The organism is Bacteroidales bacterium, from assembly GCA_035299085.1.
Lineage (GTDB): Bacteria > Bacteroidota > Bacteroidia > Bacteroidales > UBA10428 > UBA5072.
Map to the genome: position 1 here is coordinate 1 of DATGXG010000015.1, position 24,448 is coordinate 24,448.

At 44.1% G+C, this 24,448-nt stretch carries 19 protein-coding genes; 9 read left to right on the forward strand and 10 right to left on the reverse strand.

From position 1 onward, the window contains the following. The first annotated feature begins 815 nt into the window (after nt 1-815). Entirely contained in the window at nt 816-1,523 is a 708-nt protein-coding gene (locus tag VK179_04310; GenBank protein ID HLO57940.1) for a hypothetical protein, read from the forward strand. A 70-nt stretch (nt 1,524-1,593) separates the two neighbouring features. On the opposite strand, the gene VK179_04315 is transcribed toward VK179_04310, so the two are convergent. Genes VK179_04315 through VK179_04330 form a run of 4 tightly spaced genes read right to left on the reverse strand, consistent with a single transcriptional unit; the run spans nt 1,594 to nt 7,877 of the window. After that, nucleotides 1,594-3,258, reverse strand: coding sequence for an MG2 domain-containing protein (locus VK179_04315; protein HLO57941.1), 1,665 nt, complete (start codon nt 3,256-3,258; stop codon nt 1,594-1,596). Then, nucleotides 3,252-4,418 carry a DUF4249 domain-containing protein gene (locus tag VK179_04320; GenBank protein HLO57942.1) on the reverse strand — a complete coding sequence of 389 codons (1,167 nt, stop codon included), beginning with the start codon at nt 4,416-4,418 and terminating at the stop codon, nt 3,252-3,254. The genes VK179_04315 and VK179_04320 overlap by 7 nt, the downstream gene beginning before the upstream one ends. Then, the gene (locus VK179_04325) at nt 4,405-7,173 is read right to left on the reverse strand and encodes a carboxypeptidase-like regulatory domain-containing protein (protein HLO57943.1); all 2,769 of its coding nucleotides are present in this window, start codon (nt 7,171-7,173) and stop codon (nt 4,405-4,407) included. The genes VK179_04320 and VK179_04325 overlap by 14 nt, the downstream gene beginning before the upstream one ends. Then, nucleotides 7,170-7,877, reverse strand: a complete 708-nt coding sequence (locus VK179_04330) for a hypothetical protein (GenBank protein HLO57944.1) — start codon at nt 7,875-7,877, stop codon at nt 7,170-7,172. The genes VK179_04325 and VK179_04330 overlap by 4 nt, the downstream gene beginning before the upstream one ends. Nucleotides 7,878-7,963: 86 nt before the next feature. On the opposite strand from VK179_04330, the gene VK179_04335 reads away from it, so the two are divergent. The 7 genes from VK179_04335 to VK179_04365 all read left to right on the forward strand — a co-directional run bounded on the left by VK179_04335 (nt 7,964) and on the right by VK179_04365 (nt 16,688). Further along, entirely contained in the window at nt 7,964-8,947 is a 984-nt protein-coding gene (locus VK179_04335) for a lipoate--protein ligase (GenBank protein HLO57945.1), read from the forward strand. 12 nt (nt 8,948-8,959) lie between these two features. Next, complete coding sequence (gene ispF, locus VK179_04340; GenBank protein ID HLO57946.1) at nt 8,960-9,445, forward strand: 2-C-methyl-D-erythritol 2,4-cyclodiphosphate synthase; 486 nt, start codon at nt 8,960-8,962, stop codon at nt 9,443-9,445. Then, nucleotides 9,445-10,410, forward strand: coding sequence for a hypothetical protein (locus VK179_04345; GenBank protein ID HLO57947.1), 966 nt, complete (start codon nt 9,445-9,447; stop codon nt 10,408-10,410). The genes ispF and VK179_04345 overlap by 1 nt, the downstream gene beginning before the upstream one ends. 94 nt (nt 10,411-10,504) lie before the next feature. After that, nucleotides 10,505-11,995: a fibronectin type III domain-containing protein gene (locus VK179_04350; GenBank protein HLO57948.1), complete on the forward strand. Its 1,491-nt coding sequence runs from the start codon at nt 10,505-10,507 to the stop codon at nt 11,993-11,995. A gap of 176 nt (nt 11,996-12,171) precedes the next feature. Continuing rightward, the gene (locus VK179_04355; GenBank protein ID HLO57949.1) at nt 12,172-13,650 is read left to right on the forward strand and encodes a fibronectin type III domain-containing protein; all 1,479 of its coding nucleotides are present in this window, start codon (nt 12,172-12,174) and stop codon (nt 13,648-13,650) included. Between the two features lie 154 nt (nt 13,651-13,804). Next, entirely contained in the window at nt 13,805-15,319 is a 1,515-nt protein-coding gene (locus tag VK179_04360) for a fibronectin type III domain-containing protein (protein ID HLO57950.1), read from the forward strand. A gap of 7 nt (nt 15,320-15,326) precedes the next feature. Next, on the forward strand, nt 15,327-16,688 hold the full coding sequence (locus tag VK179_04365; GenBank protein ID HLO57951.1) for a tyrosinase family protein: 1,362 nt from the start codon (nt 15,327-15,329) through the stop codon (nt 16,686-16,688). 181 nt (nt 16,689-16,869) lie between these two features. Here VK179_04365 and porV read toward each other — a convergent pair whose 3' ends face one another. The 3 genes from porV to VK179_04380 all read right to left on the reverse strand — a co-directional run bounded on the left by porV (nt 16,870) and on the right by VK179_04380 (nt 19,264). Next, nucleotides 16,870-18,108, reverse strand: coding sequence for a type IX secretion system outer membrane channel protein PorV (porV, locus tag VK179_04370; protein ID HLO57952.1), 1,239 nt, complete (start codon nt 18,106-18,108; stop codon nt 16,870-16,872). Between the two features lie 130 nt (nt 18,109-18,238). Next, the gene (locus tag VK179_04375) at nt 18,239-18,724 is read right to left on the reverse strand and encodes a UpxY family transcription antiterminator (GenBank protein HLO57953.1); all 486 of its coding nucleotides are present in this window, start codon (nt 18,722-18,724) and stop codon (nt 18,239-18,241) included. A 45-nt stretch (nt 18,725-18,769) separates the two neighbouring features. Continuing rightward, entirely contained in the window at nt 18,770-19,264 is a 495-nt protein-coding gene (locus VK179_04380; protein ID HLO57954.1) for a hypothetical protein, read from the reverse strand. A 194-nt stretch (nt 19,265-19,458) separates the two neighbouring features. Here VK179_04380 and VK179_04385 point away from each other — a divergent pair, with 194 nt between their 5' ends. Further along, complete coding sequence (locus tag VK179_04385) at nt 19,459-21,207, forward strand: M23 family metallopeptidase (GenBank protein ID HLO57955.1); 1,749 nt, start codon at nt 19,459-19,461, stop codon at nt 21,205-21,207. 14 nt (nt 21,208-21,221) lie between these two features. On the opposite strand, the gene VK179_04390 is transcribed toward VK179_04385, so the two are convergent. The 3 genes from VK179_04390 to upp are packed head-to-tail and all read right to left on the reverse strand — an operon-like array spanning nt 21,222 to nt 24,442. Next, the gene (locus VK179_04390; GenBank protein HLO57956.1) at nt 21,222-22,538 is read right to left on the reverse strand and encodes a polysaccharide deacetylase family protein; all 1,317 of its coding nucleotides are present in this window, start codon (nt 22,536-22,538) and stop codon (nt 21,222-21,224) included. Then, nucleotides 22,531-23,769 carry an ABC transporter permease gene (locus VK179_04395; GenBank protein ID HLO57957.1) on the reverse strand — a complete coding sequence of 413 codons (1,239 nt, stop codon included), beginning with the start codon at nt 23,767-23,769 and terminating at the stop codon, nt 22,531-22,533. Before VK179_04395 ends, VK179_04390 begins: the two co-directional genes overlap by 8 nt. A gap of 22 nt (nt 23,770-23,791) precedes the next feature. Continuing rightward, nucleotides 23,792-24,442, reverse strand: a complete 651-nt coding sequence (gene upp, locus VK179_04400) for a uracil phosphoribosyltransferase (GenBank protein ID HLO57958.1) — start codon at nt 24,440-24,442, stop codon at nt 23,792-23,794. Between the last annotated feature and the right edge of the window lie 6 nt (nt 24,443-24,448).

A 24,448-nucleotide genomic window follows, 5' to 3' on the forward strand; every position in this document is an offset into this window, starting at 1 on the left:
TGCTGAAAAGTGATTCCGGCATATTGTCCAAAGTACCAGTTATTAGCTTGTTTGCCTTGGGCGTTGGAGAGGACAGGAATAATGAATAAAAGAATGCTTATTTGAAAGCGGATGAAATGTTTAGCTTTCATTGCTGTTAGATTGATCTTGTAAAGATATAAAAAAAACTCGCCATCAATTACCTCACCCTGCCATCTCCAAAAAAATAAGTTCTTCCTTGCTGAATCGCATTAATTTGATTCCGTGATTTTCCTCTTTCATTGGTTTTCAATCGCTTTTGAAGGCTAAATCTTCCCGAAATTAAGCGGTCACAATAATATCTTGCCATAGTTAATGTGGTTTGTCTGAGATGGGGCACCTACAAAGCCGTATCAGCGCCGGTACTGAACTATACCAGCTTCAGTCAGGCTGACTAAAGCAGATACGGAACAGCTACGAAGCAGATATAAAGCTGATATAGCTCTGGCACAGCATTATTGCGGCCAAATCTAATTGTGCGTTGTTTGATAATTGATTTGGATTCTCCTGATGAATTATTTGATGCTTCGCTACCCTGGCGACTACCGGGCTCTACTCCTCAGCTACCCCCAGGGGGTAATTGTGGTGTAGTTCCGAAGTAGTTCCGGGGTAGCGCTCATGTATCGTATATACCAATGAATCCCGAATGAATCCCGAATGAATTGCCGGACAGGTCCCGACCTGTCCTTACGATCGCCTATCATTAATCCATCACTTTTCCTTAATTTTATGCCCCAATCACTTTTTCCTTTTTACTTTTGCCCTTTTACATTACCATCACAAATCATTAACATTCTATGTTCCAAGCTGATGACTGGTACAACCAACGAATAGCAGACGGGGGCCCTGTATACATGGAAACTCACCTGGGCCCGGGTCATTTGATTGTTGAGCCCTGGAATGGGTTTTCTTCGCTTTTAATGCTTATTCCTGCAATGTACTGGATTTACAGGATGCAAAAGGATGGCCTTAAGAACGGTTTTTTGTGGCTCGTTATTTTGCTGGTAATAATGGGCGGACTGGGAAGCGGGCTTTTCCATGCCTTCAGGGTTTCAGCTTTCTTTCTTTACATGGATATTATTCCAACGGGATTGCTCACAATGGCACTGGCAATTTATTTCTGGATAAAGGTGCTGAAGAAATGGTGGGTTGTTTTTTTCATCTACACCCCCCTGCTCACCTCACGGTTCCTGTTCTGGAACCGGCTGCCTGATTTCCTGGCAATCAACCTTTCTTATTTCCTCTCGGGTGTAAGCATTGGCCTTCCATTGATTATTTATCTTTTCAAAACAGGCTTCAAAGGCTGGCACCTGGTAACGGGTGGCATTTTATCGTTTGCCGTAGCATTGGCTTTCAGGCAACTCGACAGTTACGCCATTTCATTCCTCCCTATGGGAACGCATTTCCTGTGGCATACTTTTGCTGCTGCAGGCACTTTTTTTATTTTAGATTACCTTTTCAGGATAATTAAAATATCAAACCCACCAATCCCAACCCCTGATTAATTCCTTTTAACAATGCTAACCTCGACCCAGGTGGGGATTTCACTACTCACTACTCACTACTCACTACTCACTACTCGAAACTCACTACTTCAAAAGCCCGCCTGCTGACTGACATTTCACCGTCAGGGCCCGGCGACACCACTATAATTTCGTAAACTCCCGGTGTTTCAGGGGTGATGAAGGAATAAACCGCAGGTTCATTACCGGCCGGTTGGGTATAACTTTTAAAAAACAGGGTATTCCGTGCATCGGGGGTGGCAGGGTCAGGCGTGAAGCTTCCTGCAATGCCGGGGTTAAAAAACCTGTAGTTTATAAACGTACCTGAAGCCGGGAGATCAATACCCGCAAAATCACCTTTTCGTGAAATTATGCTCACCAGTCCCCCGTACAATTTATCACCTTTAAGGTAAGGCCTGTTAATGATTTCAATTCTTTCAACATTCGAAGGCGATGCAGCCAGTATTCTGTCAGGCTCATTCACAGCCACCTGGTCAATAAGTACCAGCGGTGCATAGGTGCCCATTTCAGGCTGCAGTCCCATTACACGTATAATCTTTTTACCACCGCTTTTCCTGACCTTTGCCAGTGCGGGTATTTCGTTGAAATACTCTTCAAGCGTAGGCAGCTGGATATACTTTTCCAATAACAACACCTGGTCAGGGGTTCCATAAAACGGGCTGTTATCAATGGGCGTGCCATGCATATTCACCTGTTTGCCGGTGGTGTTGTATGTATTGCTGATTGTAGCGTTTGCGGCCAGTTTCAATACCACCGCTTTCTCTTTTTCTGACAGGCTGAAGGCGGGTGCCGGTAATTTTACCCTGATGTTGCAAAAGTCGTTGTCAATCAATACGCGGATATGGCTGCCCCGGGTGATTTCAGGACTCAGGTACAGGTCCCTCTCACCGGTAATTGCGGGCAACGCGAAGTTAAACCTGCCGGCATCATCGGTTTTCCCGGAAATAAAATCCTGCCCTTTGCCGATAACAGAAAGGTTTATGTCCTTTTCAGCGACCACCGTTCCACTTGTTTCATCGCGCATCACACCTGAAATTGATAAACCCGCATTCTCCCTGCAGTGGAATCCGTAAGTCGTTGAATCGACAGCCAGGGGTTTAAAATATTGCAGGGCATTGAAGGTCAATTCAGGAACAACCGTTAGTGCAACAAGGTCCGCATGATTTCCGGCTTCCGGCTGTAAAGTAAATTCAACGGGCTCACCGGCATTGAACGATCTTTTATTCAGTGAAACAGTATAGTTGCTGCCACCGGCAGTTTGAGTACTATCGATGCGTAAAGGTTTGCCTGTCCCGGGCAGTACCTCATCTTTATACGGATTCACTATTCTGACCAGCAGGAAGGTATATGTGGCGGGACCTGCATTTCGCATTGCTTTGGTGTATGCGCGCAGGTAATAATACCCTGTTACGGCCTCATCGGGTATTGGCAATGCCCCTTCACTTTTTTGTCTTTTTAAAATGAACTTCCCCCTTGAAATACTTTCACCGTCGGGTGAAATCACTTCCACATACAGCACTTTGCTCAACAAAGGTTCAGCCTCGTCAATTGATTTGCTTTTCAGCAGGTCATCACTGACAAATGCCGAGAACTCTATAGCCTCACCGGTAACATAGAGTGTTCTGCCGGTGACCAGAAAAACACGTTCAGCGGCATTCGCTTTTAGCGGAACCGTTAAAAACCAGGAGAGGAGTATAAGGCATATGATTCTTACCATGGCCAGAAATCAGGTTTAACATTGATACCACCGGCAATCATGCAGTTAACGCAATTTTCATTCAGTACCACCAGGCTGTAACCAAACTGGTCACCCAGCAGGTATGCGGGATAGTCGTAAGGTGAAATTTCCCTTAGCCCGCGCCTCAGGGGGGCCGGGTTGCAGGTAGATTCAATTTCAATGGGGAGGTTTTCAACGTTCTGCACAAAAATACGTTTTGACTGAACCGATGAAACGGTAAAAGCCCCAAGCACCCGTTCACCGGGCTTCCCGGCAATGTACAGGTTGCCTTTAACCGAAAGTGGCTGTTTGGTAAAGAGGCCTCCCTGCTCAACACTGTTGATGCGCATTTCGTCCCAATAACGGTATGCACTGTCGCTGAGTGAATATTGCCTGACCAGCAGGCTGTATCCTATCAGCAACCGGTTGGTACGATTATCAACGAACTGCAGGGGAAACCGGTTATACTCGTTTTCCGTGAGGTTTTTAGTGGAAAGGGTGAAAATATAGGGAATCTGTTTTGTCATCCAGCATACCAGCTTTGATGAATCAGGCGGCCATATATGGTGAACCTGGCCATCATAGTACCATTCAATCGGGTAAGCAACGTGATATTCGTACGTTTCAACGGCCTCCCACATAAAGTTCCTGGCGGTGTATCCTTTCGCATCAAGATTAACATAAAACCTTATGCCCTTTGTAAACACACCTATTGTATTGCTTTCAATATCTTCCCTGGTATAATATACTGAGTCGACCGCCGGTACCTGGTAATACCGGTCATAATCTGACAGTATTGTATCACCGGCAGGAGTAATAACCCTGACCATAAAAAGTGTACCCTGTTCAAAAAAAGCGGGCTGTATGTTACCGGTATAATTCCCTTTGCCCGTACTTTCAAACAAAAAACGGTTACCGTGATTGTCAGAAACAGTTACATTGCACCCATCCATCGGTATATACTCCGGGTTTTCGGATGGTGATGACAGTGAAACATTGACTGTTTGCATTCCGCCGTCATCAGTAATATGTCCCATAACTACATAATTACTCTGGTCGCTGCTTTTTATCTGCGGGTCGTACTCCTTGATGCATGAGCACAGCAACAGGCCGTTAAACAGCAGAAGTGCCGGTAGGCTTATAGTTTTAATCTGAAGCATAATTCCCAAGTTTAAACATCCAGGTAGCAGTTAATATAGGTACGCCAATCACTGAATACTGATAGCTCTTAATCCTTCCCTTTTCATTGACAAAATAAACAGAAGCCGGATTATCACGGCCGGTAAGGTTATACACGCTGATACTCAATGAACTGTGCAGGAGTTTATTTTTCCTGAGGTTACCTTCGATGGTCATTGACAGGTCGGTCCTGAAATAATCGGGAATCCTGTAGGCATTTCTCGATGAATAATCAAGATAGGGCACCCCGTCGATATAGTATATTGATACCGGGTAGGTTACCGGCCTTCCGGTTTGGTACACGATAACCGTTGCGAAGGTGATCCTCCTCGACAAATGATAATTTGCCACGAGGTTGACGGCATGAGGTATATCAAAGTTAGATGGATATTCCATTCCATTATTGATCCTGTCCCATTCGTTCTCCCCGTTAACTTTAATGAATGAACGCGACCAGGTATATGAGAGCCAGCCGTCGAGTTTCTGGTTTGAGCGTTTTATCATGAATTCCAACCCATAAGAGTGCTGTTTACCCTGAATGGTGGCAGTTTCGGTTTGTGGGGTATCAAGGAAGTTGGCTCCATCCCTGAATTCAGGGTAGTTTTTTGATTGTTTGTAAAATGCTTCCACGGAAGTTTCAAGGGCAGGCTTTGAAATTGACCTGAAGATACCGGCCGACAACTGATTGCTTTCGGATGGCTTCAGGTGGTAATCAGCCAGCTTCCATTGGGTATTGGGGGCTATAGTGATATTGGAATTCAGCATGAACAGGTTTTGGTGCGTGCGGTTGAAAGCCAGCTTAACGGTGCCATTGCCGTCAGTTTCAATATTAACCGCAAGCCTCAGGTCGGGCTGGTTATACCATCTGATGAATTGGTTATTCCGGAATTCAAGGGTATCGCTCACATTCCTCAAATCGATTGGTGAACCGGGAAAATAGGTCAATACCTTTTCAGGGCCCAGGGGGGTAAACGTTGCATACCTTATTCCTGTTACAATATTCAGCCATGAATTGGCCTCCCACGAATCAGACAGGTAAACGAAAGTTTCAGTGCCTTTTTCATTTCCAAGCTGAACAGGTATCAGCAGTGAGCCGGTTCCGTATGGTTTTACCGTACCCCGGTTTAGTTTGTAGAGTGACATCCCGGCACCATATTCGAGGCTGTGAATATCACTGAGCAGATGCTGAAACTGTGCTTTCACCTCGTAATGGTCAAGGTTATAAGCATGTTCATAAGCCGCCGTTTCCTGCGCTTTTTCAGCAGTGGCAAAATGATATGATGCTGCCACCACCGAAAATTCAGCCCTCAGGGCCTGTGAAAAACTGTTGGCAACAATCAGCGACGCACCGTCATTTGAGTAATTATAGTCAGAGATGCCGGCAAGCCTGAACTTGTCGGAACTGTGGTAACCAAATAATGAAATATGGGTCTTGTTGAGTTCAACACCAACCGACCCTGAGAAGTCACTGAAGTTTGTCGAACTTGCCCTGATTTCCGGATCTTTGATCCGGTTAAGTATCCAGTCAGAATAAGATGACCTGGCACTGAGTAATACCGAAGCCTTGTCTTTCAATATAGGGCCTTCAACCACGATGTTGCCGGTAACAGGGCTTAACCCGCCCCTTGCGGTGAATCTTTTACGGTTGCCCTGCCTTGTGACCACGTTAAACACTGATGACAGGCGCCCGCCGAAACTTGCGGGGATATGTCCCTTGAAGATGGAGAAATCCTTTATAATATCAGAATTGAAAGCGGGGAAGAATCCAAACAGGTGTGATGTATTATAAACGGGTACCTTATTTATATAGAATGCATTCTGGTCGAAACTCCCTCCCCTTACATTAAGCCCTGCCGATCCTTCCCCGGCATTCACTATACCGGGTAACATTCCCGATATTTTAATTATATCGCGTTCACCCATCATCATTGGCAGCTCTTTTACCGCCTTCATGGTAATCTTCTCAATGCCCGGATCTTTCGACTTAACATTCATTTGCCGGTCGCCGTATACCACAAACTCCTTGATATCGATAACGGCTTTATTTAACGCTATCTTAAAATACCCGTCAGACAGCACATTAAGTACAATCTTCAGTTTTTCATAGCCAAGGATTTCGATAATACCGTTGTATTTGCCCGGTTTCAGCATTATGGACATGATTCCGTTTATATCGCTGATGGCCCCTGATTGGGTTTCATCAATATATAATGTAGCATTAAAGAGAGGTTCACCTGTTTCACTGTCTTCCAGGTCACCCTGGATGCGGGCTTTTGACCCGTTTATTCTTCCGCCTTTGGTTCCAATGGTAAACACCGGTGCCGACATGCTTTTCCTTCCTGTTAAATATCGCTGTTCAGTTTCGGTTAAATTCTTTTGAGAAGTTGCTGAAGAATCAGCTGTTTGCTTTTTTTGCTCAAAACCGGGCAATTCAGTAATCAGTTTATCACCTTCCAGTACCACAAGGTCGTTGTTCCAGGCAGAAACCGTTAATCCTGTGCCCTGCAGAGCCTGCCTGAATGCGTCATCAACAGTCACCTGGTCAGCATGCAGGCTGATCTTTATACCATCGGCCCAATCATCCCTTACCCATATTTTCAATCCTGTCTGGCGACTCACTTCTTCCACAAACAAACGAAGGCTGACGCTGTCCATCTGAATTGAAACCCTTGTTTCGGTAACCTGGGCCTGCAATGACAATGTGGCGAAAAGCAAGAGTAACAGCAGGATTCTCATAGTGCTGCCTTTCTGATAAATTCAAGCAAAGAAGCAACCTTTGCATCATCTTCCTTGCGCATATTGATATTATTCTGCCTCAGGTACTTTCTGATCACCGGTTGGTCATCGCGGTTAAAAAGGCCGATAAACGAATGGTTATTCTTAAACCGGTATATATCATTATCCTTTTGCAGGTATGCTTCCCTGGCAAGAGGCGTAAAACGCATATTCTGTGATGATATGCCTGAGCTTATGGTAAGATCTTTGAAATAATGATACAGGATGCGGTAGCGGTTTTCATGGTAAAATTCATCTCCGATAACCCTGTATACGGTGGTATTTGAATCGTTGTTACTTAAAAGGACAAAAGATTGATTCATGAATTGAAACGACTGCAGCCATGCATCTGAAAGTACGATCCTGTTAATCCCCCCTGTTGTTGATTTATACCGGTAAATGACCTGCTGGTTATAAACATCATAATTCAGGTCAACGTCGTTATATGTGATTCCACGTATCGTGCATGAACCGGTTTGATATGCCGGCGACTGGTAAAAAGGGGTTCCTTCTGTTGAAGGATACACATAAAATGAATAAAGGGCACCGTTATATAAAGTTGCGTCAGCACCATAACAATTTTCAACCGGCGGTTGCTGGGCTACCGACAAGAAGTATGCGCCAAAAAGGCAATAAATGAAAATCAGCGTAGTGTGGTTTTTCATAGGTTTAAGCTAAACAAAGTAAAGGCTGGCGAGGTTTAAGCATGTACCTCAAAGGATTTACTATTTTTGCAGGAAATTCATAAACTATGCTTTGTTTTATCCGCCACGAAACTGATCCCTATTTCAATATTGCCGCTGAAGAGTATGTACTGAAGCATTTCCGCCAGGATTGCTTTATGCTTTGGCGGAACGAGCCCTGTATTATTGTCGGTAAGCATCAAAATACCCTGGCAGAGATCAATCTTGATTATGTTAAAGAAAAACAGATTAAGGTTGTAAGGCGATTATCGGGTGGTGGTGCGGTTTTTCATGACCTGGGCAATCTGAATTTTACTTTTGTCGCCAATGGTGAACCGGGTAGCGACCTGGTTGATTTTCACAAGTTCACAAAACCAATTCTTGAAGTCCTCTGGAAATTGGGAATCAAAGCTGAATTTGCCGGCAGAAACGACCTGGTGATTGATGGCAGGAAGTTTTCAGGAAATGCCGAACATGTTTATGGTCACAGGATCCTGCATCATGGCACCCTGCTCTTTTCGTCAGTAATGGCCGACTTAACCAATGCATTGAATGTTGACCCCTCAAAATTCACTGATAAAGCAGTGAAATCTGTCAGAAGCAGGGTTACCAATATCAGTGAACACCTGTTGATGGATCTTACCGTGCTGGAATTCCGCGACCTGATCCTGCAGCATATGAATGAGGCTATCGCCGATGCGGAAACATACAGCTTTACTGAAGAGGATATAAAGGCAATCAGTAAGTTACGCGACGAAAAGTATTCTACCTACGATTGGAACTTCGGGTCTTCACCCGAGTACACTTTTACCAGAAAACTTAAAACTGCCGGCGGACACATTGAAGTGGCTCTTATTGTTGAAGGTGGCATTATTAAACAGGCCCGTTTCTTTGGTGACTATTTCCATATAAATGACCCTGCAGAAATTGAATCAGCACTAATTGGAGTGCCTCATCAGGAAGCTGAACTCAGGAAAAGGTTCAGTAATTTTCCTCTCGACAAATATTTCCTGAATGTTACAGAAAATGAATTGATGTCAACCCTCATATAAATAAAACCAGCAATGTTTCGTATCGGACATGGATTTGATGCACACCGTTTGGTTGAAGCACAGCCTTTTGTACTGGGAGGTGTAAAGATTGATTTTTCCAAAGGAGCCATTGGCCATTCTGATGCTGACGTGCTGATACATGCGGTATGCGACGCACTGCTCGGGGCTGCTGGTTTAAGGGATATTGGATTTCATTTCCCTGATAACGATGAACGGTACAGGGGAATTGACAGCAGGCTGTTGCTTCGCGAAACCGTGAAAATGATTCAGGATAAGCAGCTGGTTATCTCAAATCTCGATTGCACCATTGCCCTTCAGGAACCTAAGATCAGCAAGTATATCCCCGAAATGCAGGTTAATCTTGCTGCCGACCTTGGTATTGACGTTTCTTTCGTTAATGTTAAAGCCACAACTACTGAGCACCTTGGCTTCACCGGACGGGGTGAGGGTGTTGCCGTTTGGGCTGTTACCATTTTATATCCTGTAAAAGATAAATAATGAAGATAAGGTACGTTACCCATGAATTTATTAATAAAACCCTCTGGGACCAGTGCATCAAGCAGTCGGTGAATGGCAGGGTTTATGCGTATTCATGGTACCTTGATATCATGGCCGACAACTGGGATGCCCTTATTCAGGGTGATGACGATTATGAAACCGTGTTTCCCCTTACTTACAGGAAAAAATTCGGTGTTTCGTATTTGTACCAGCCTTTCTTTACACAGCAGCTGGGTATATTTTCATGCAACCAGATTACACCAGGGCTTATCAATACTTTTCTCGAAGCCATTCCTTCAAAGTTCATGTTTGCCGAAATTAACCTGAACACACTGAATAAGCCCGATGAAAGCAGGTGGAATGTGGTAAACAATATTAACTATGAACTTGACCTGATTGAACCGTTTGACTCTATTTATAAACGTTTCTCCACCAATATCAAGAGGAATGTAAGCAAGGCTGAACAAAAGGAAATAAGAGTATCAGACACGGTCAATCCCGAGGAGATCGTTCGCCTTTTCCGTGAAAACAGGGGGGCATCACTTCTAAAACTTAAAGACCATGACTATAAGAAACTGCTTCAGCTGGTTTATCATGGAATCCACAAACAAATAGCATTCAGCTACGGTGCTTATACAAAAACCAATACCCTTTGTGCCGGGATGATCATTTTTATAAGTCATTACAAAGCTACCTTCCTTTTTTCGGCCACCAATGAAGATGCACGCGAAAGCGGGGCAATGCCCATGCTCATAAGTCAGTTTATTTTTTCAGCAGCAGGCAACCATCTTACCCTTGACTTTGAAGGCTCCAATGATCCGCAACTTGGCCGCTTTTATAAAAGCTTCGGAGCCCAGAAAATTGAATACCCTTCTATAAGCATTAACAGGCTTCCTTTTCCCCTTCGCCAAACCTTCAGCATCTATAAAAAAATACGCCGTGCGAGGACTTCAAAAGAATCGTAAAAAACATTGAACTAATGCATTCTCTTCTGGTTTGATTAATAGCTCTTTAACGCTTTACATGTTATGCTAAAATCATATCTTAATCAAGAAGGAAATGAAAATCAACTGTTTACTGCTCGCTATCACCTGTCTGGCTTTTATAAACGTTTCCGGACAAAACCTGTACACATCATCTAATGCGGCTTCCATTGAGAATGAAGCCAATACTACCACCGGATGGACCGGCTCTGCATCCATCACATCTGAATCATCAACCGCACAAAACGGAACCTATTCCCTGAGATTTGCTGTTCTCAATACAAACCGTGAAGCAAGGTACAACTTTACAGCCGTTGTGGGGACTGTTTATAATATCAGCATCTGGGCACGCCGTACGGCAAACAGCAACAATCCGGCCTTCGCCAACTGGATTGGTTTATCGGGTTTCTCCACAACAGTTATCAGCAGTACTGCGTGGACTCAGTACAATTTCGTAGTAACGGCAACTGTCACAGCTCCGGCTATACGTGTGTATGCAGGACCAATAGGTGCTGCCAGCGGGGTTGAGGTGTTTGTTGACGCAATTTCCATAACTGTTCAAACTCCACCCGACACGCAACCACCAACGGCGCCTTCTAACTTAACGGTTAGCAATGTAACCTCCACTTCTGCCGTTATAAACTGGAATGCATCAACTGATAATGTAGGCGTTGTTTCTTATTCTGTTCGTGAAGGGACTACAACGCTGGGCAATGTGGGACCTTCCATTACTTCATATCAGTTAAATAATCTTCAGCCTTCAACAAGCTATACTTATACAGTGGTAGCCTTTGACGCTGCCAACAATAGTTCTCAAAGCAGTCCGCTGACATTCAGCACCCTGCCCCCACCTGCCGATGTTACCCCACCAACCATACCCACAAATCTCACTGCCTCAACAATCACGGCAACTGATCTGTATCTGTCGTGGGTACCTTCCACTGACAATGTTGCGGTAACAGGTTATCGCATATTCATGAATGACCTTTTAAAAGATTCAGTTACATCGGCTCAATATCAGGTAGTTGGCCTCACCGGCAACACCACTTATACGTTTTATGTTGTAGCTTATGATGCGGCAGGTAATGTTTCTGCCCCCGGTAATCAGATTTCTGTTACTACACTCAATCCCGGACAAGTCAGTAATTATACCACTGAAAATGCAAACCTTCCGTCTGTTGACTGGCAATCGGCCAACTTATATGCTGCAGGGAATGTAGGTATAGGCACCACGCCAAATTCCAGTTACAAATTATCGGTAAATGGAAACATCAGGGCAAAAGAGATCATAGTTGAAACAGGTTGGTCTGATTTTGTCTTTGAGGAAGGTTATAACCTGGCGAGCCTGAAGGAAGTAGAAGACTACATTAAACTAAACGGTCACCTCAAAGATATCCCTGATGCAGAAGAGGTCCAGGCAAACGGTATAGGGCTGGCAAGGATGAATAAACTACTTCTTATGAAGATTGAAGAACTGACATTATATGTGATTGAATCAAATAAACGGATTGAAAATCTTCAAAATCAGGTACAAGAACTCAGTTCCTCTCCAAAATTAGTTTATTAATTACATGAACTATTTGAATCTCTGTTGGTTACAATCTTAAGTTAACTTGTTTTAAGTTGACATTGATGTAGTTGACTTATCTCCTGTTGACCTTTCTGCGCTTGTGTTGAAAAGTCTTATTTCTCTTGCTTTATCTCTATTCAGGTGAATATTCGTGTGATTCTAAAATTGCTTGTATGAAACTCATTGTTTTTACTCTTTTTGTGTGGATTGTAAGTGCTTCAATTTTAAATGCACAAAATTTATACACACAGCCAAACGCGGCTAATATTGAAAATGAGGCCAACACCACAACCGGTTGGTCAGGCCCGGCAACAATTACATCTGTTACCGGCAATCCGCAAAATGGCACATATAGTTTACTCATAACCTCTAACGGTAACGGCGCCAGGCATTCTATTTACTCCTTTACAGCAGTTGTTGGTACTGTATATAATGTAAGTATATGGGCACGCAGGGGGAGTAATAACAGTAATTCAGTGTTTGCCAACTGGACCGGGTTTCAAAACTTTACGTCAGTTAGTATTGCCAGTACCCAATGGACACAGTATAACTTCACGCTGACAGCCTCAAGCACCTCGCCGGCCATCTGGGTATATGCTTCTGATGGTGGTCCTGCCGGCAGAACTGCTTATGTTGATGCAATTACTATCACTGCCCAGGCTGGTGATACCCAGGCACCCACTGCCCCAACCAACCTCGCTTCTTCCAATGTTACAGCAACATCCCTTACCCTTAGCTGGACGGCTTCAACCGATAATATAGGGGTAACCAATTACAGAATCTACCAGAACAACACCCAGGTCGGGCAAACCGGCAATTCTACCACGACTTTCAATGTAACAGGTTTAACGGCTTCAACCGCTTACAGCTATTATGTGAGAGCAGAAGATGCTGCAGGCAATTTATCAGCCAACAGCAACACTATAAATGTTACCACTGCTGCAGCCACCGATACCCAGCCTCCAACTGCCCCAACCAACCTCGCTTCTTCCAATGTTACAGCAACATCCCTTACCCTCAGCTGGACAGCTTCAACCGATAATATAGGGGTAACCAATTACAGAATCTACCAGAACAACACCCAGGCCGGGCAAACAGGCAATTCAACCACTACTTTCAATGTAACAGGTTTAACAGCTTCAACCACATACAGTTATTATGTGAGAGCTGAAGATGCAGCAGGCAATTTATCAGCCAACAGCAACACGCAAACCGTAACTACAGCATCTGGAGGCGGTGGCGGGGGAACTGCCTATACCACAGAAAATGCAAATCTGCCAACTGTTAACTGGCAATCGCTCAATTTATACGTTGCCGGAAGAATGGGAATAGGTACACAACCTAACAGTGCTTATTTATTATCAGCCAATGGTACGGTCAGGACTAAAGACCTGGTGGTACAGCCTGGTTGGTCTGACTTTGTATTTGAGCCCGGTTATGACCTTCCTGATCTTAAGAAAGTCGAAGAATATATCATTGCAAACGGCAGGTTGATTGATCTGCCGTCAGCAGCAGAAATTCAGGAAAATGGAGCAAAACTAGGACAAACCAATGCTCTTTTGCTGATGAAAATTGAAGAATTAACACTCTACCTTATTGAGATGAATAAGAGGTTAGAAAACCTCGAGAGAAATATTCAAATCTCATATTAAACGTATTGAATCACTTACAATCTGATTTTCAAACGTTTATGCTTGAACTTTAAGCCTTTACATTCGTTAAATTTCTATCACTGGAACTACAGAAAACTCTCACTCCTTTGCTTATTGTAAACTCGGTAAACTAACCAGGATAAACCAATTGAACATGAAACTAACTACCTTATCAATAATATTTGTGCTCACAACTTTTTATTCAGTTCATGCACAAAACCTGTATACGCTTTCAAACGCTGCAAATCCAACAAATGAAGCAAATTCAACCACAGGGTGGTCGGGTGCAGCTACTATTACATCATCAACAACTACTCCGCAAAATGGGACATACAGCATATTAATTACCTCAAACAGCTCAGGGGGAAGGGATGGCAGATTTACGTTCACTGCAGTCTCCGGAACCGTTTATAACATAACTATCTGGGCACGAAGGGGGGCTACTTTCAATAGTCCGGCATTTGCCAACTGGACCGGCCTTTCGGGATTTGCAACTACAAATATTTCAACGCAAACCTGGACGGCATATAATTTTACTGTGACCGCTACAGCAACAAACCCTGTGATAGCCGTTTACTCGGCGCCTATCGGTGCTGCGGCAGGCAATGAGGTTTATATTGATAATATAAGTATCACGGCATCGGGAGGAGGCGGAGGAACTGATACCCAGCCGCCAACTGCCCCAACCAACCTGGCTGCATCAAATATTGCTTCCACTTCCTTAACGCTCACATGGACTGCTTCTACTGATAATGTTGGTGTGACTAATTACAGGATTTACAGGAATAATAATTATCTGGGACAAACCGGCAACGCGACAACTACCTTTAATGTCACAGGACTTACAGCTTCAACAACCTACAGTTTCTATGTCAGGGCGGCCGATGCAGCCGGTAATCTTTCCGTTACCAGTAATACTATTAATCCTACAACAACCAGCGGTGGGGGTGGCGGTGATACGCAACCGCCAACAGCACCTACAAGCCTTGCTGCATCTAATGTTGGTTCATCATCTTTAACATTAACATGGAATGCTTCCACCGACAATGTGGGTGTAACCAATTACCAGATCTTCCGTAATAACACCTTCTTTGGCCAAACCGGTAATGCAACGACTACATTTAATGCATCAGGACTTGCCTCCTCTACTACATACAGTTTTTATGTGATTGCCCAGGATGCGGCAGGCAATAACTCAAACCAGAGTAACACCATAAATGCGACGACCACGGCAGGCAGTGGCGGAGGCGGCACGCCTTATACCACTGAAAATGCAAATCTCCCCACTGTCAACTGGCAATCGCTGAACTATTACGCTGCGGGTTATGTGGGAATAGGAACACAACCGAATTCAACTTACCGGTTATCGGTAAACGGGAATATCAGGGCTAAAGAAGTGGTTGTTGAATCAGGATGGTCTGACTTTGTATTTGATAAAGATTATGAATTACCACCTCTTCACGAAGTAGAAAGATTTATCAATGAAAATGGCCATTTAAAAGATATCCCTTCTGCCACCGAAGTTCAGAAGAATGGTATCGGGTTAGCCGAAATCAATACACGCTTGCTTCAAAAAGTTGAAGAGCTGACGCTATACATCATTGAAATGAATAAGAAAATTGAAGAACTTGAAAACGCTCAGAAGACTCAATCTATAAATCAAAAGTAATTTCCCCATGAAACTAATCTATATAACGCTTTCTCTTCTTTTTTTGAGCATTGTCACTTCTGGCCAGAGTATCAGGAAAAACTACAATGAAATGACAGCCCTTGAGCGGAATAATCTTGTAAACGCATTCTATCAGCTGCGTACCGGTCCCGATCTGATAAATGACCTGGCCGTATTTCATGGTGCTTATTTTGATCTTGATAATTCTTCAACTCCAACAGCACTGGATATCCATTTTAACCTGCCCGATGAGCCTGAACAGGATATTTTCCTGGCCTGGCACCGCCGACAGATCTTTGAAGTGGAACAGGCAATGCAGGATATTAATCCATATATCAGTATCCCGTTCTGGAATTCCTCCGTTGATCAGTCAACGACCTCTCCCTTGTGGGATCAGAATTTCATGGGACAATTCAACACTGACTGGGATTTGCAGCGTAATTTGGGAGGAATGGATATGTTGCCATTTCCATCTGACGTGACTCAGGCACAATCACAAACCGATTGGTATCTTTATTCAGATATGCTTGAGCGTGGTCCGGTTCACCATGGTGCTCACCGCTGGGTTGGCGGTATAATGAATGCCAATGTTTCACCCCGCGACCCTGTGTTTTACCTGCATCATGCCTGGATTGATAAATTATGGCGCGAATGGCAGGATGCACACCAAAGCTCCACGTATATGCGAACCAACATGCTGAGGTATGATGGTACTTATGTTTTTAACGGTCAAACACTGCCGGTTGTTAATCCCAACAGTATTATCAATGCACGTTCACTGGGCACCTTTTATGGTGAAAACCAACTGGCAATAATGGACAATTATACCGTAAGCAACACTTATAACGCTCAGGAACTCTTCTTTTACCAGTATGTTATTCAGGTTCAGAATAATTTTAACGTCCCTGCGCAGCGTAATGCCCGCATTGAATCAGTAACAAGAATCAGGCTATTACCCGGTTTCCATGCCTTTAATGGTTCAAACTTTGTAGCTACCATTGGTGACGGAACCACAGGGCAGCGCGAATTTCCTGCTATTGTCAGGAATACAATCCCATGGGACAACAGAGGTATCCCTATTGACTGGGATGCTTACAGGCCCAAAGAATTAGAGGAAAGCGTGATTGAAGGAAACATCCACATCTATCCCAACCCGTTTACCGACAGGCTGACATTAATCTCAAAAGAACCTTATGACACCTGGTTCGTTGAAATTTATGACCTGACAGGAAGAAAACTATTTGAGAAAGAGTCAGGACATGCTTCGACTGTTGTATACCAACTTGATCAATTAAACAAAGGCACTTACGTAATTAAAATGACGCTGAACGGTAATGTTATCAAGAGTTCAACCATTATTAAACAATAATAAGATTAGAGAAGAGAAGAGAAGAGAAGAGAAGAGAAGAGAACTTAAGATAACATACGATAACATAACATAATAAGGATAACATAACATAACATAACATAACAGCACGAAAAAGAGGCTATCACTTTGTGACAGCCTCTTTTTCTTTTATGTAAGAAAATTAACCTGGTCTTTTGTTGTCTTATTTCTTAGGAACACTGTTGGTTGCCGGTTCTTTTACAGCATCAAAATTGAAGTGTAATGAAAAGCGCAGTGTTTTATCAAGCGGATTAAGCTGGTCAGGTGAAACCAGGTATGAGATATCAAGACCAAATACATTATATCTTAAACCGGCGCCGAAAGTGAAGAACTTACGGTTACCTTTTGTTGCATGCTCATAAAAATAACCACCCCTGAGAGCGAATACATTGTCGTACCAGTATTCAATACCACCGGCAATTGAAATCTCATGAAGTTCTTCGGTAAAACCACCCGGAGCATCGTAGAATGAATGGAACATTCCAACCGGTACTGATACGTTTGGATTCATCCCACTGGCAATTATTGGATTGTTATTGTCATCATAAATTACCTGTCCGCTTGAATCTGTTTCATAAATTGGCGGGGTTGGAATCAGTAATTTATTGAAGTCAACGGCAAATGTCATCTTATTGAATTCATCGAATTCAAGGGTCAGCGACGGGCCTATGCGGAGATTTGTAGGAATAAAGTCGCGTTGGGTATTGTCGTCAGAGTATGATATTTTGGCACCAATGTTACTAATGTTAAGTCCCCATGCAAACATACCACCCTGCAGGCTGGCAAATTCAAGCGGATGTTCAGAGTAAATTGCTATGTCAGCGGCAACTGAATTACCCGGTTTTGTAGATGTACCTGCTACTTCCTGTCCCTGGGTAAGATTTGAATGGATATATCTGCCACTAACCGCACCTGAGAGACGCTCTGTAAGCATACGTGAATAAGCGCCACTGATGGCAAATTCACTTGGCCTGTAGTTACCTACCACATCACCCTGAATGTTTGTGAAAACAATGTCACCGAGTGAGAAATATAACAACGATCCGGCAATGGCTGAATTATTGTTTAGTTTCTTGAAACCCGATGCATAAGTGAGTGAAATATCTTTTACCAGTTTGTAGAGCCAGGGACTGTATGACAATGAGAAACCCATGTCACTGTCAATAAAAGAGTACTTTGCAGGATTCCAATGCAGGGAATTGGCGTCAGGAGCACTTGAAACACCGGCTTCTCCCATTCCACCTGAACGTGCATCAGGACCTATCTGAAGAAAAGGAACAGCTGTTGTAATGGTATTGAGATCTTGGCCAATAAAAGTTGTCTTCTGTGCAAATGATTGATTTACAGATACAAAAGCAATTCCCGCAAGGAGGCAGGACAAAAAAACCGGCTTAAAGCGCATACAGTAATTTTTGAATAAGAGGTGCAAATTTATTGATTATTTTGATATATTGTAAAATAAACGGTTACACGTTGCCTATATTGTTTGGGAAATATTTTTTTTTCACCGGGCCTGGCTCTAATCACCTCACTCAAATACTTCCAATCATATTTTTGTCAATGTTAAAAATCAATCCCTGCCCGATATCGAGTTTTACCAGAACCTTCTGCGTACCCTGATGCCTAACCAGCTCGCCCCTGATGCCCATCAGATGCCCTCCCAGTATTTCTATCTTTTGTCCGGGCTGCATGCCTTCGGGGGCAATCTCCAGTTCATTGGCAGAGGCAACCAAACGCTTTATTGTTTCTATCTGATCGTCGGGTATCGGTACGGGTTTACCTTCAAAAATAATAAAACCTGCAATGTCACCTTCAATCCTTGCTTTATTAAACTCATGGTTTTCAATCTGCACGAACACATAAGAAGTAAAGAGCGGAACACTGACTGTCTTCAGGCGGTCTGACCACTTGCGGCGCTCTGTCTTCAACGGGAGGTAACAGGTTATACCCGCCTTTTCAAGCTTAATCTGCGTTTTCTTTTCTGCTCTCGGCTTTGTATAACAGGCGTACCATTTCATGAGTTATTCTCCTGAAACAAAGTTAACACGAATTGCCTAACGGATTTAAAACAATTTGATAAATGTAGAAATGATTACCGACCATGCCATAACTGATAAACTGAGCCATCCAATAAGACCGCGCCGTGATGAATAGTACCTTACTGCAAGGAAAGTGCCCAGCGGTATCGATAAAAGAACGGGGGTAAGTATAATTAAGCCGGGGAAACCAAAACGTGAACGTATCATTACTATGATCCTGTTGCGTTTTGTAAATATTTTTTTCGGTGCTGTATTGTAGGTACGCTTGTGGATGGGAATTCCTGCCATACGGTGATATACTTTGCGCATCCTTCTTTTCCAGAAAGGAAAATGTGAAAAAATATACCTTCCGGTATAATAAAAGAAAATAACACCTATCCATCCACCTATGGTGGTGTTCAGAATGGTCTGAATATAAGTATATCCAAATAAATACGAAGTGGGTGCAGCAACAAGAAATTTTACTGCACTAATCAATAATATGCTTAATTGCTTAAGAATTAATTCGGCGATCACCATTTTCCTCTCTACAGTTTAGTCAGTCCCTGAGTTATTTTTAGTTAATTGCAGTAATGTGAATAAAGTAACTGTTAGTCAGAAAATTTTTTTCGCTCTATGGAAAATTATTTTACTATTCGTCACAACAAAAAAAAGCGTCAAAAACTCACATCGTTAAATCAGAGGCCAAAAGTAAATTAAATTACTTTTGCCTCATGTACTATAAACGTTTGAGATTCACTTTTATTTCCGTTTTATTATTTTTTAACACTCTGATTTTCAGTCAGGGAATCCCATCTGGTTATTTTATACAACCCATCGACGGGGTGCTGCAGCTCTCAGGCACTTTTGCTGAACTTCGGGGTGGTCATTTCCACTCGGGAATCGACCTGCGCACCAACAGCAAGGAAGGTTTTCCTGTTTATGCTGCTGCCGAAGGCTATGTTGTGCGTATAAAAATCCAGCCCGGCGGATTTGGCAAAGCCGTTTATATCAATCACCCCAATGGCTATACCACCGTTTATGCCCATCTGCTTTCTTTCAATGAAGCGATAAACAACTACACCCGCGCTAAACAATACGAAGCTGAGTCTTTTGAGGTTGACCTCTTTCCGCCAAAAGGACTTTTAATGGTCAGCAAAGGAGATATTATTGCCCTTTCGGGAAACTCGGGCGCTTCCGAAGGTCCGCACCTGCATTTTGAAATCCGTGAAACCGATACCGAACTGCCTGTTGATCCCTTACTATTCGACCTTCCCGTAAAGGACTGGATACGCCCTACCATGCATGGACTCAGAGTGTACCCCGAAGGTTCCGGCTCGTTTATCAACGGGAGCCCGTTACCTGCTTCTTTTTCACTGGTGGGATGGGGACCGGTGTACCGCCTGAAGATAACTGATACGATTGAAGTAGCCGGTAAGTTCTCACTGGGACTGAATGCAACCGACCTGCTCAACGAAACCAGCAACCGCAATGGGGTGGTCAGGTACAGCGTGTTCATCGACTCGGTACCTGCCTTTGAGTGGCAAGCCGTTAAGTTTGCCTTCAACGAAACCCGTTATGTTAACAGCTTTATCGATTATCCATACTACTATGCTACCAACCAGCGGTATATGCGCACGCATACCGACCCTGGCAACAAACTGAGCATGTATACCATCAACCCTGCTGCAGGTGTTTTCAGTACCCGGCCCGGCAGCCTTCATTATGTTAAAGTAGTGGTTGCCGATTCTAAAAACAATGAATCAATACTGCGGTTTATCGTTAAAGCCACCGGCAAACCTGTCAAAAGTGCTTCTGAACCCGGCGCAGCCGACCAGTCAGGCCTGCTTTTTACAATCAATAAGCTCAATACATTTGCCATCCCAGGCATGCGCATTAGCCTTCCCGGCAAATGCCTTTATGATAGTATCAGGTTCCGCTACAGCGAACAGGCCCCGCTTCCAAATTCGCTTTCGCGGATATACCAGGTCCATAAGCCTGAAGTGCCGCTACAGGACTATTTTGACCTATCGGTAAAAACCGACACCCTTACCGGTATTCCATCATCACGGTTAACAGTGGTACGGCTTAATGCACAGAATAAACCCTCGGCCGCAGGCGGTAAGTATGAAAACGGATTTATGAGAGTGAAGGTCCGCGATTTTGGAAGGTATGCCGTTATGGCCGACACAATAGCACCGGTAATTAAAGGAGTGAACATCACAAACGGAATAGATATCAGTGGCCTGAAAAACCTTAAAGTCACCATATCCGACAATTTAAGCGGCATAAAATCGTATCGTGCTACATTAAACGGCTCATGGATCCTGATGGATTATGATGCCAAGAACCGGCTTCTTACCTACGAAAAAGATGCACTGCTCCTGCCCGGGGAGAATGTGATGATTCTTACTGTTACTGATGGTGTGGGAAACAATAGTGTGATGCAATGGATGCTAAAAAATGAAGGAGTGACGGAGTGACCGGTCACGCACGCTCATTTGGTACCCGCTCTCAGCATCTCCTCATAAACATGGCTCCAGCCTTTCCATCGTTTCCATTCCGACAACGATTCATTGTGGAACAGTGAAATGAATGTACCACCTACTGAGCGAACTACTTCTATTAAGGGTACTATATGGCTCAACGCTCCTTCGGCCTCGACTTTTAAATAATCACGCAAGGTACCGTCCATAACGGCAAACGGATGTATAACCAGGCTGGTGGCACGTTCCATTTCAAGGTCGTACCATTTGAACGGGGTGCAAATGCCTGCCCTGAAACCGGTTTTGGCCGCAAAGCCCATGGTGTAGTCGTCGGTGATATCTTCAGCTATGAGATTGCGGTAAGTGTATGGCAGGTGCAGTTTAAGGAAGTGTTGCCTTGAAAGGGTGACTTCGCGGTGCAGCACTTCCGAAAGGCCGCTAATTTCCTGTTTAAGCAGCATCTCGTCGCTGTTTGATGCATACGACGGGTGAATGCCCACATCGCCCTCATCTCCCAGCGAAGTAATCAGCCTCCTGAAAGCATGGTTGTTTATGGAAGTGTTTTTATCGAACTGATCATAACCGGCAAACAATATAAAGAACAGGGGCCTGAGGTCGTATTTTCGGTGCAGTGTGTGCATGAGTTCAAATGAATCAAAGGGGTCGGTTTCGTGTCCCCTCAGCACCCGGTACCTTTTCTTCACTCCTGCCATATCAGTCACCTTCAGGTCTTTAATAAACCCGCCTATGGTACGGTACAGTCCTTTATGCTTATATGCCCATGCGGCATCAATGTCAATGCTTGGGATGAACTCATACCTGGGGTATTTAATTGGTATACCCGGAAAAAGTTCCTGCAGTATCTTACCGAGCTCTTTTGACCAGATATTGACAACAGGCGACTGTAAAAAACCTTTTTGGTATGCCAGCGACGAAAAGGCAGAAAACCTGCCATGCTCATCCCTGATGTAAGGCAAATATTCTTCATACCTGCTCACCATGAAAAAAGTGGCAGAGAAGATATCGAAGGGCAAACTTGATTCCCGGCTGTAAACAGGGAAAAGAGCTTTGGTTCCTGCAAAATCTGTAATGTTGACTACCAGGCTGTTTATTCCCCTTTCGTCAATCAGTCCTGCAGGTACAATCATACATTCCATTGCTGAAACGGGCCTGTTGCTGTAATTGATGCGCGGCCCCTGGTATTCTGCAAATTCTACGGCATTTGATGTGAGCCTGTACCTGAGCCCCAGCAGGTTGCCAATCACCAAATGGGTGATATAGCTGAGCCTTGCCGTAATATTTACAGAATAAATCAGCAGTTCATTCATATCTGAGCGACTCAACGGGATCAAGCTTTGCCGCCTTCAGGGCAGGTATGATTCCCGAAAGGATGGCTACAATAAAACACAAGGTTACACCCAGTATTATCCATGCCCATGGGACAATAAAGCCTGCGCCAATGATAAGGGCAAGTATATTTCCAATAAGGATACCAAGGACAATCCCGGCCATTCCGCCAATCTGGCCAATTACCACAGCTTCAAACAGGAACTGGTTTCTGATGGTTTTACTGTTGGCACCAATGGCTTTGCGGATGCCTATCTCCCTGGTTCTTTCGGTAACTGATACAAGCATGATATTCATAAGCCCGATGGCTGCACCAAACAGCGTAATGATACCGATAATGGTAGCTGCAAGCCGCAGGTATTTCAGATTATCGAAAAGCATGTTTGAGAGGCTGTCGCTTTTTGAAATCTCGAAAGGATCTTCGTCTACGGTCCTGGCATTCCTAATTACCCTCATCAGTCCGTTGGCCTCCCCAATGGCGGCATCAAGCTGCGTTGGGTCGGTGGCCATAACACTAATGGAGAATGAGGAGTTGGGCCTGGAATAAACCTGCCTGACGTTTGTAACAGGCAGCAACACAATATTATCAGAGCCGGTAATGCTTGCACCTTTTGCTTTGAGTACACCTATAACCCGGTAGCGGGCTGGTCCAACGTTAATGATACGGTCAACAGGATCCTCCACATCAGGGAATATCTTTTTGGCAACATCAGATCCCAGTATGGCGGCATGGCTGCCATAAAAGGTTTCAACCTGCGTAAAGTTTCTTCCCACCTCAAGTTCGTAGCCCGAGGTAGCCAGATAATTCTCATCGGTACCAACCACGGGCACATTCGCATGTGTTTTATGCGAGCCATATTTAATCGTGGCATTGTGGGTAGCAAACATAAAAATGGAGACCTGTGAGGGGAAGGTATATTCCTGTTTAAAGTCCATAGCTTCCTGCCAGGTAATAACCCTGTTGTTTTTGGCCAGCGACTTACGGGCACCGCCTTCCATCATTACCTGCCTGTTTCTGATGGTGAAGGTATTGGCACCCATCATGGTAAAATTCTTTCCCAGCCAGAATTTTATGGCATCAATGGAAGTAAGAATGCCTACCAGGGCCATGATGCCGAAGGCAATGATGAGTATGGTGAGCACACTCCGGGTCAGGTGTGACCTGATAGAATCAACTGATACTGCAATATTCTCCTTGAAAAGGATATTCATGACTGAAATTTATTTATACCCCTTAAATTTTAGCACCAAATGCCAGGTCGCCTGCATCACCCAGTCCCGGTACGATATATGACTGCGCGGTAAGCTCATCATCAATGGCCCCAACCCACAGGGTAATATCATCCGACGAGAGGTTCTTGCGCAAGTATTCAACCCCTTCCATGCTGGCAATAAGGGTTACAATATGCATATGTTTTGGTTTGCCCTTGGTGAGCAGTGCATTGTAGCTGAGTACCAGTGAAGAACCGGTGGCAAGCATGGGATCGGCCAGTATCACAAGGCGGTCAGTCAGCTGCGGGCCTGATACATATTCTACCTGAACATCAAAACTGCCATCCTTGCGGTGCTTGCGGTAAGCTGAAACAAAAGCGTTTTCCGATTTGTCAAAAACCTGAAGCATACCCGCATGCATTGGCAAACCTGCCCTTAGTATGGTAGCAAGCACCGGGTATTCTTTCAATACCGGAACTTCGGCCACTCCAAGCGGGGTAGTCACCTCTTTGGGCGTATACTCAAGCCCTTTGCTGATCTCATAGGCAAAGATTGCAGCCATGCGTTCCATGTTTTTCCTGAAACGGAGGCTATCGGTTTGAACAACGGCATCCCTCACTTCAGCAAGGTATTGATTGAAAATGGAATTCTGTGACCCAAGGTTCCTGATCATGATGAA

Coding starts and splice junctions, on each gene's coding strand:
- VK179_04310 (HLO57940.1), top strand. CDS start 816: ATGTTCCAAGCTGATGACTGGTACAACCAACGAATAGCAGACGGGGGC.
- VK179_04315 (HLO57941.1), bottom strand. CDS start 3,258: ATGGTAAGAATCATATGCCTTATACTCCTCTCCTGGTTTTTAACGGTT.
- VK179_04320 (HLO57942.1), bottom strand. CDS start 4,418: ATGCTTCAGATTAAAACTATAAGCCTACCGGCACTTCTGCTGTTTAAC.
- VK179_04325 (HLO57943.1), bottom strand. CDS start 7,173: ATGAGAATCCTGCTGTTACTCTTGCTTTTCGCCACATTGTCATTGCAG.
- VK179_04330 (HLO57944.1), bottom strand. CDS start 7,877: ATGAAAAACCACACTACGCTGATTTTCATTTATTGCCTTTTTGGCGCA.
- VK179_04335 (HLO57945.1), top strand. CDS start 7,964: ATGCTTTGTTTTATCCGCCACGAAACTGATCCCTATTTCAATATTGCC.
- ispF (HLO57946.1), top strand. CDS start 8,960: ATGTTTCGTATCGGACATGGATTTGATGCACACCGTTTGGTTGAAGCA.
- VK179_04345 (HLO57947.1), top strand. CDS start 9,445: ATGAAGATAAGGTACGTTACCCATGAATTTATTAATAAAACCCTCTGG.
- VK179_04350 (HLO57948.1), top strand. CDS start 10,505: ATGAAAATCAACTGTTTACTGCTCGCTATCACCTGTCTGGCTTTTATA.
- VK179_04355 (HLO57949.1), top strand. CDS start 12,172: ATGAAACTCATTGTTTTTACTCTTTTTGTGTGGATTGTAAGTGCTTCA.
- VK179_04360 (HLO57950.1), top strand. CDS start 13,805: ATGAAACTAACTACCTTATCAATAATATTTGTGCTCACAACTTTTTAT.
- VK179_04365 (HLO57951.1), top strand. CDS start 15,327: ATGAAACTAATCTATATAACGCTTTCTCTTCTTTTTTTGAGCATTGTC.
- porV (HLO57952.1), bottom strand. CDS start 18,108: ATGCGCTTTAAGCCGGTTTTTTTGTCCTGCCTCCTTGCGGGAATTGCT.
- VK179_04375 (HLO57953.1), bottom strand. CDS start 18,724: ATGAAATGGTACGCCTGTTATACAAAGCCGAGAGCAGAAAAGAAAACG.
- VK179_04380 (HLO57954.1), bottom strand. CDS start 19,264: ATGGTGATCGCCGAATTAATTCTTAAGCAATTAAGCATATTATTGATT.
- VK179_04385 (HLO57955.1), top strand. CDS start 19,459: ATGTACTATAAACGTTTGAGATTCACTTTTATTTCCGTTTTATTATTT.
- VK179_04390 (HLO57956.1), bottom strand. CDS start 22,538: ATGAATGAACTGCTGATTTATTCTGTAAATATTACGGCAAGGCTCAGC.
- VK179_04395 (HLO57957.1), bottom strand. CDS start 23,769: ATGAATATCCTTTTCAAGGAGAATATTGCAGTATCAGTTGATTCTATC.
- upp (HLO57958.1), bottom strand. CDS start 24,442: ATGATCAGGAACCTTGGGTCACAGAATTCCATTTTCAATCAATACCTT.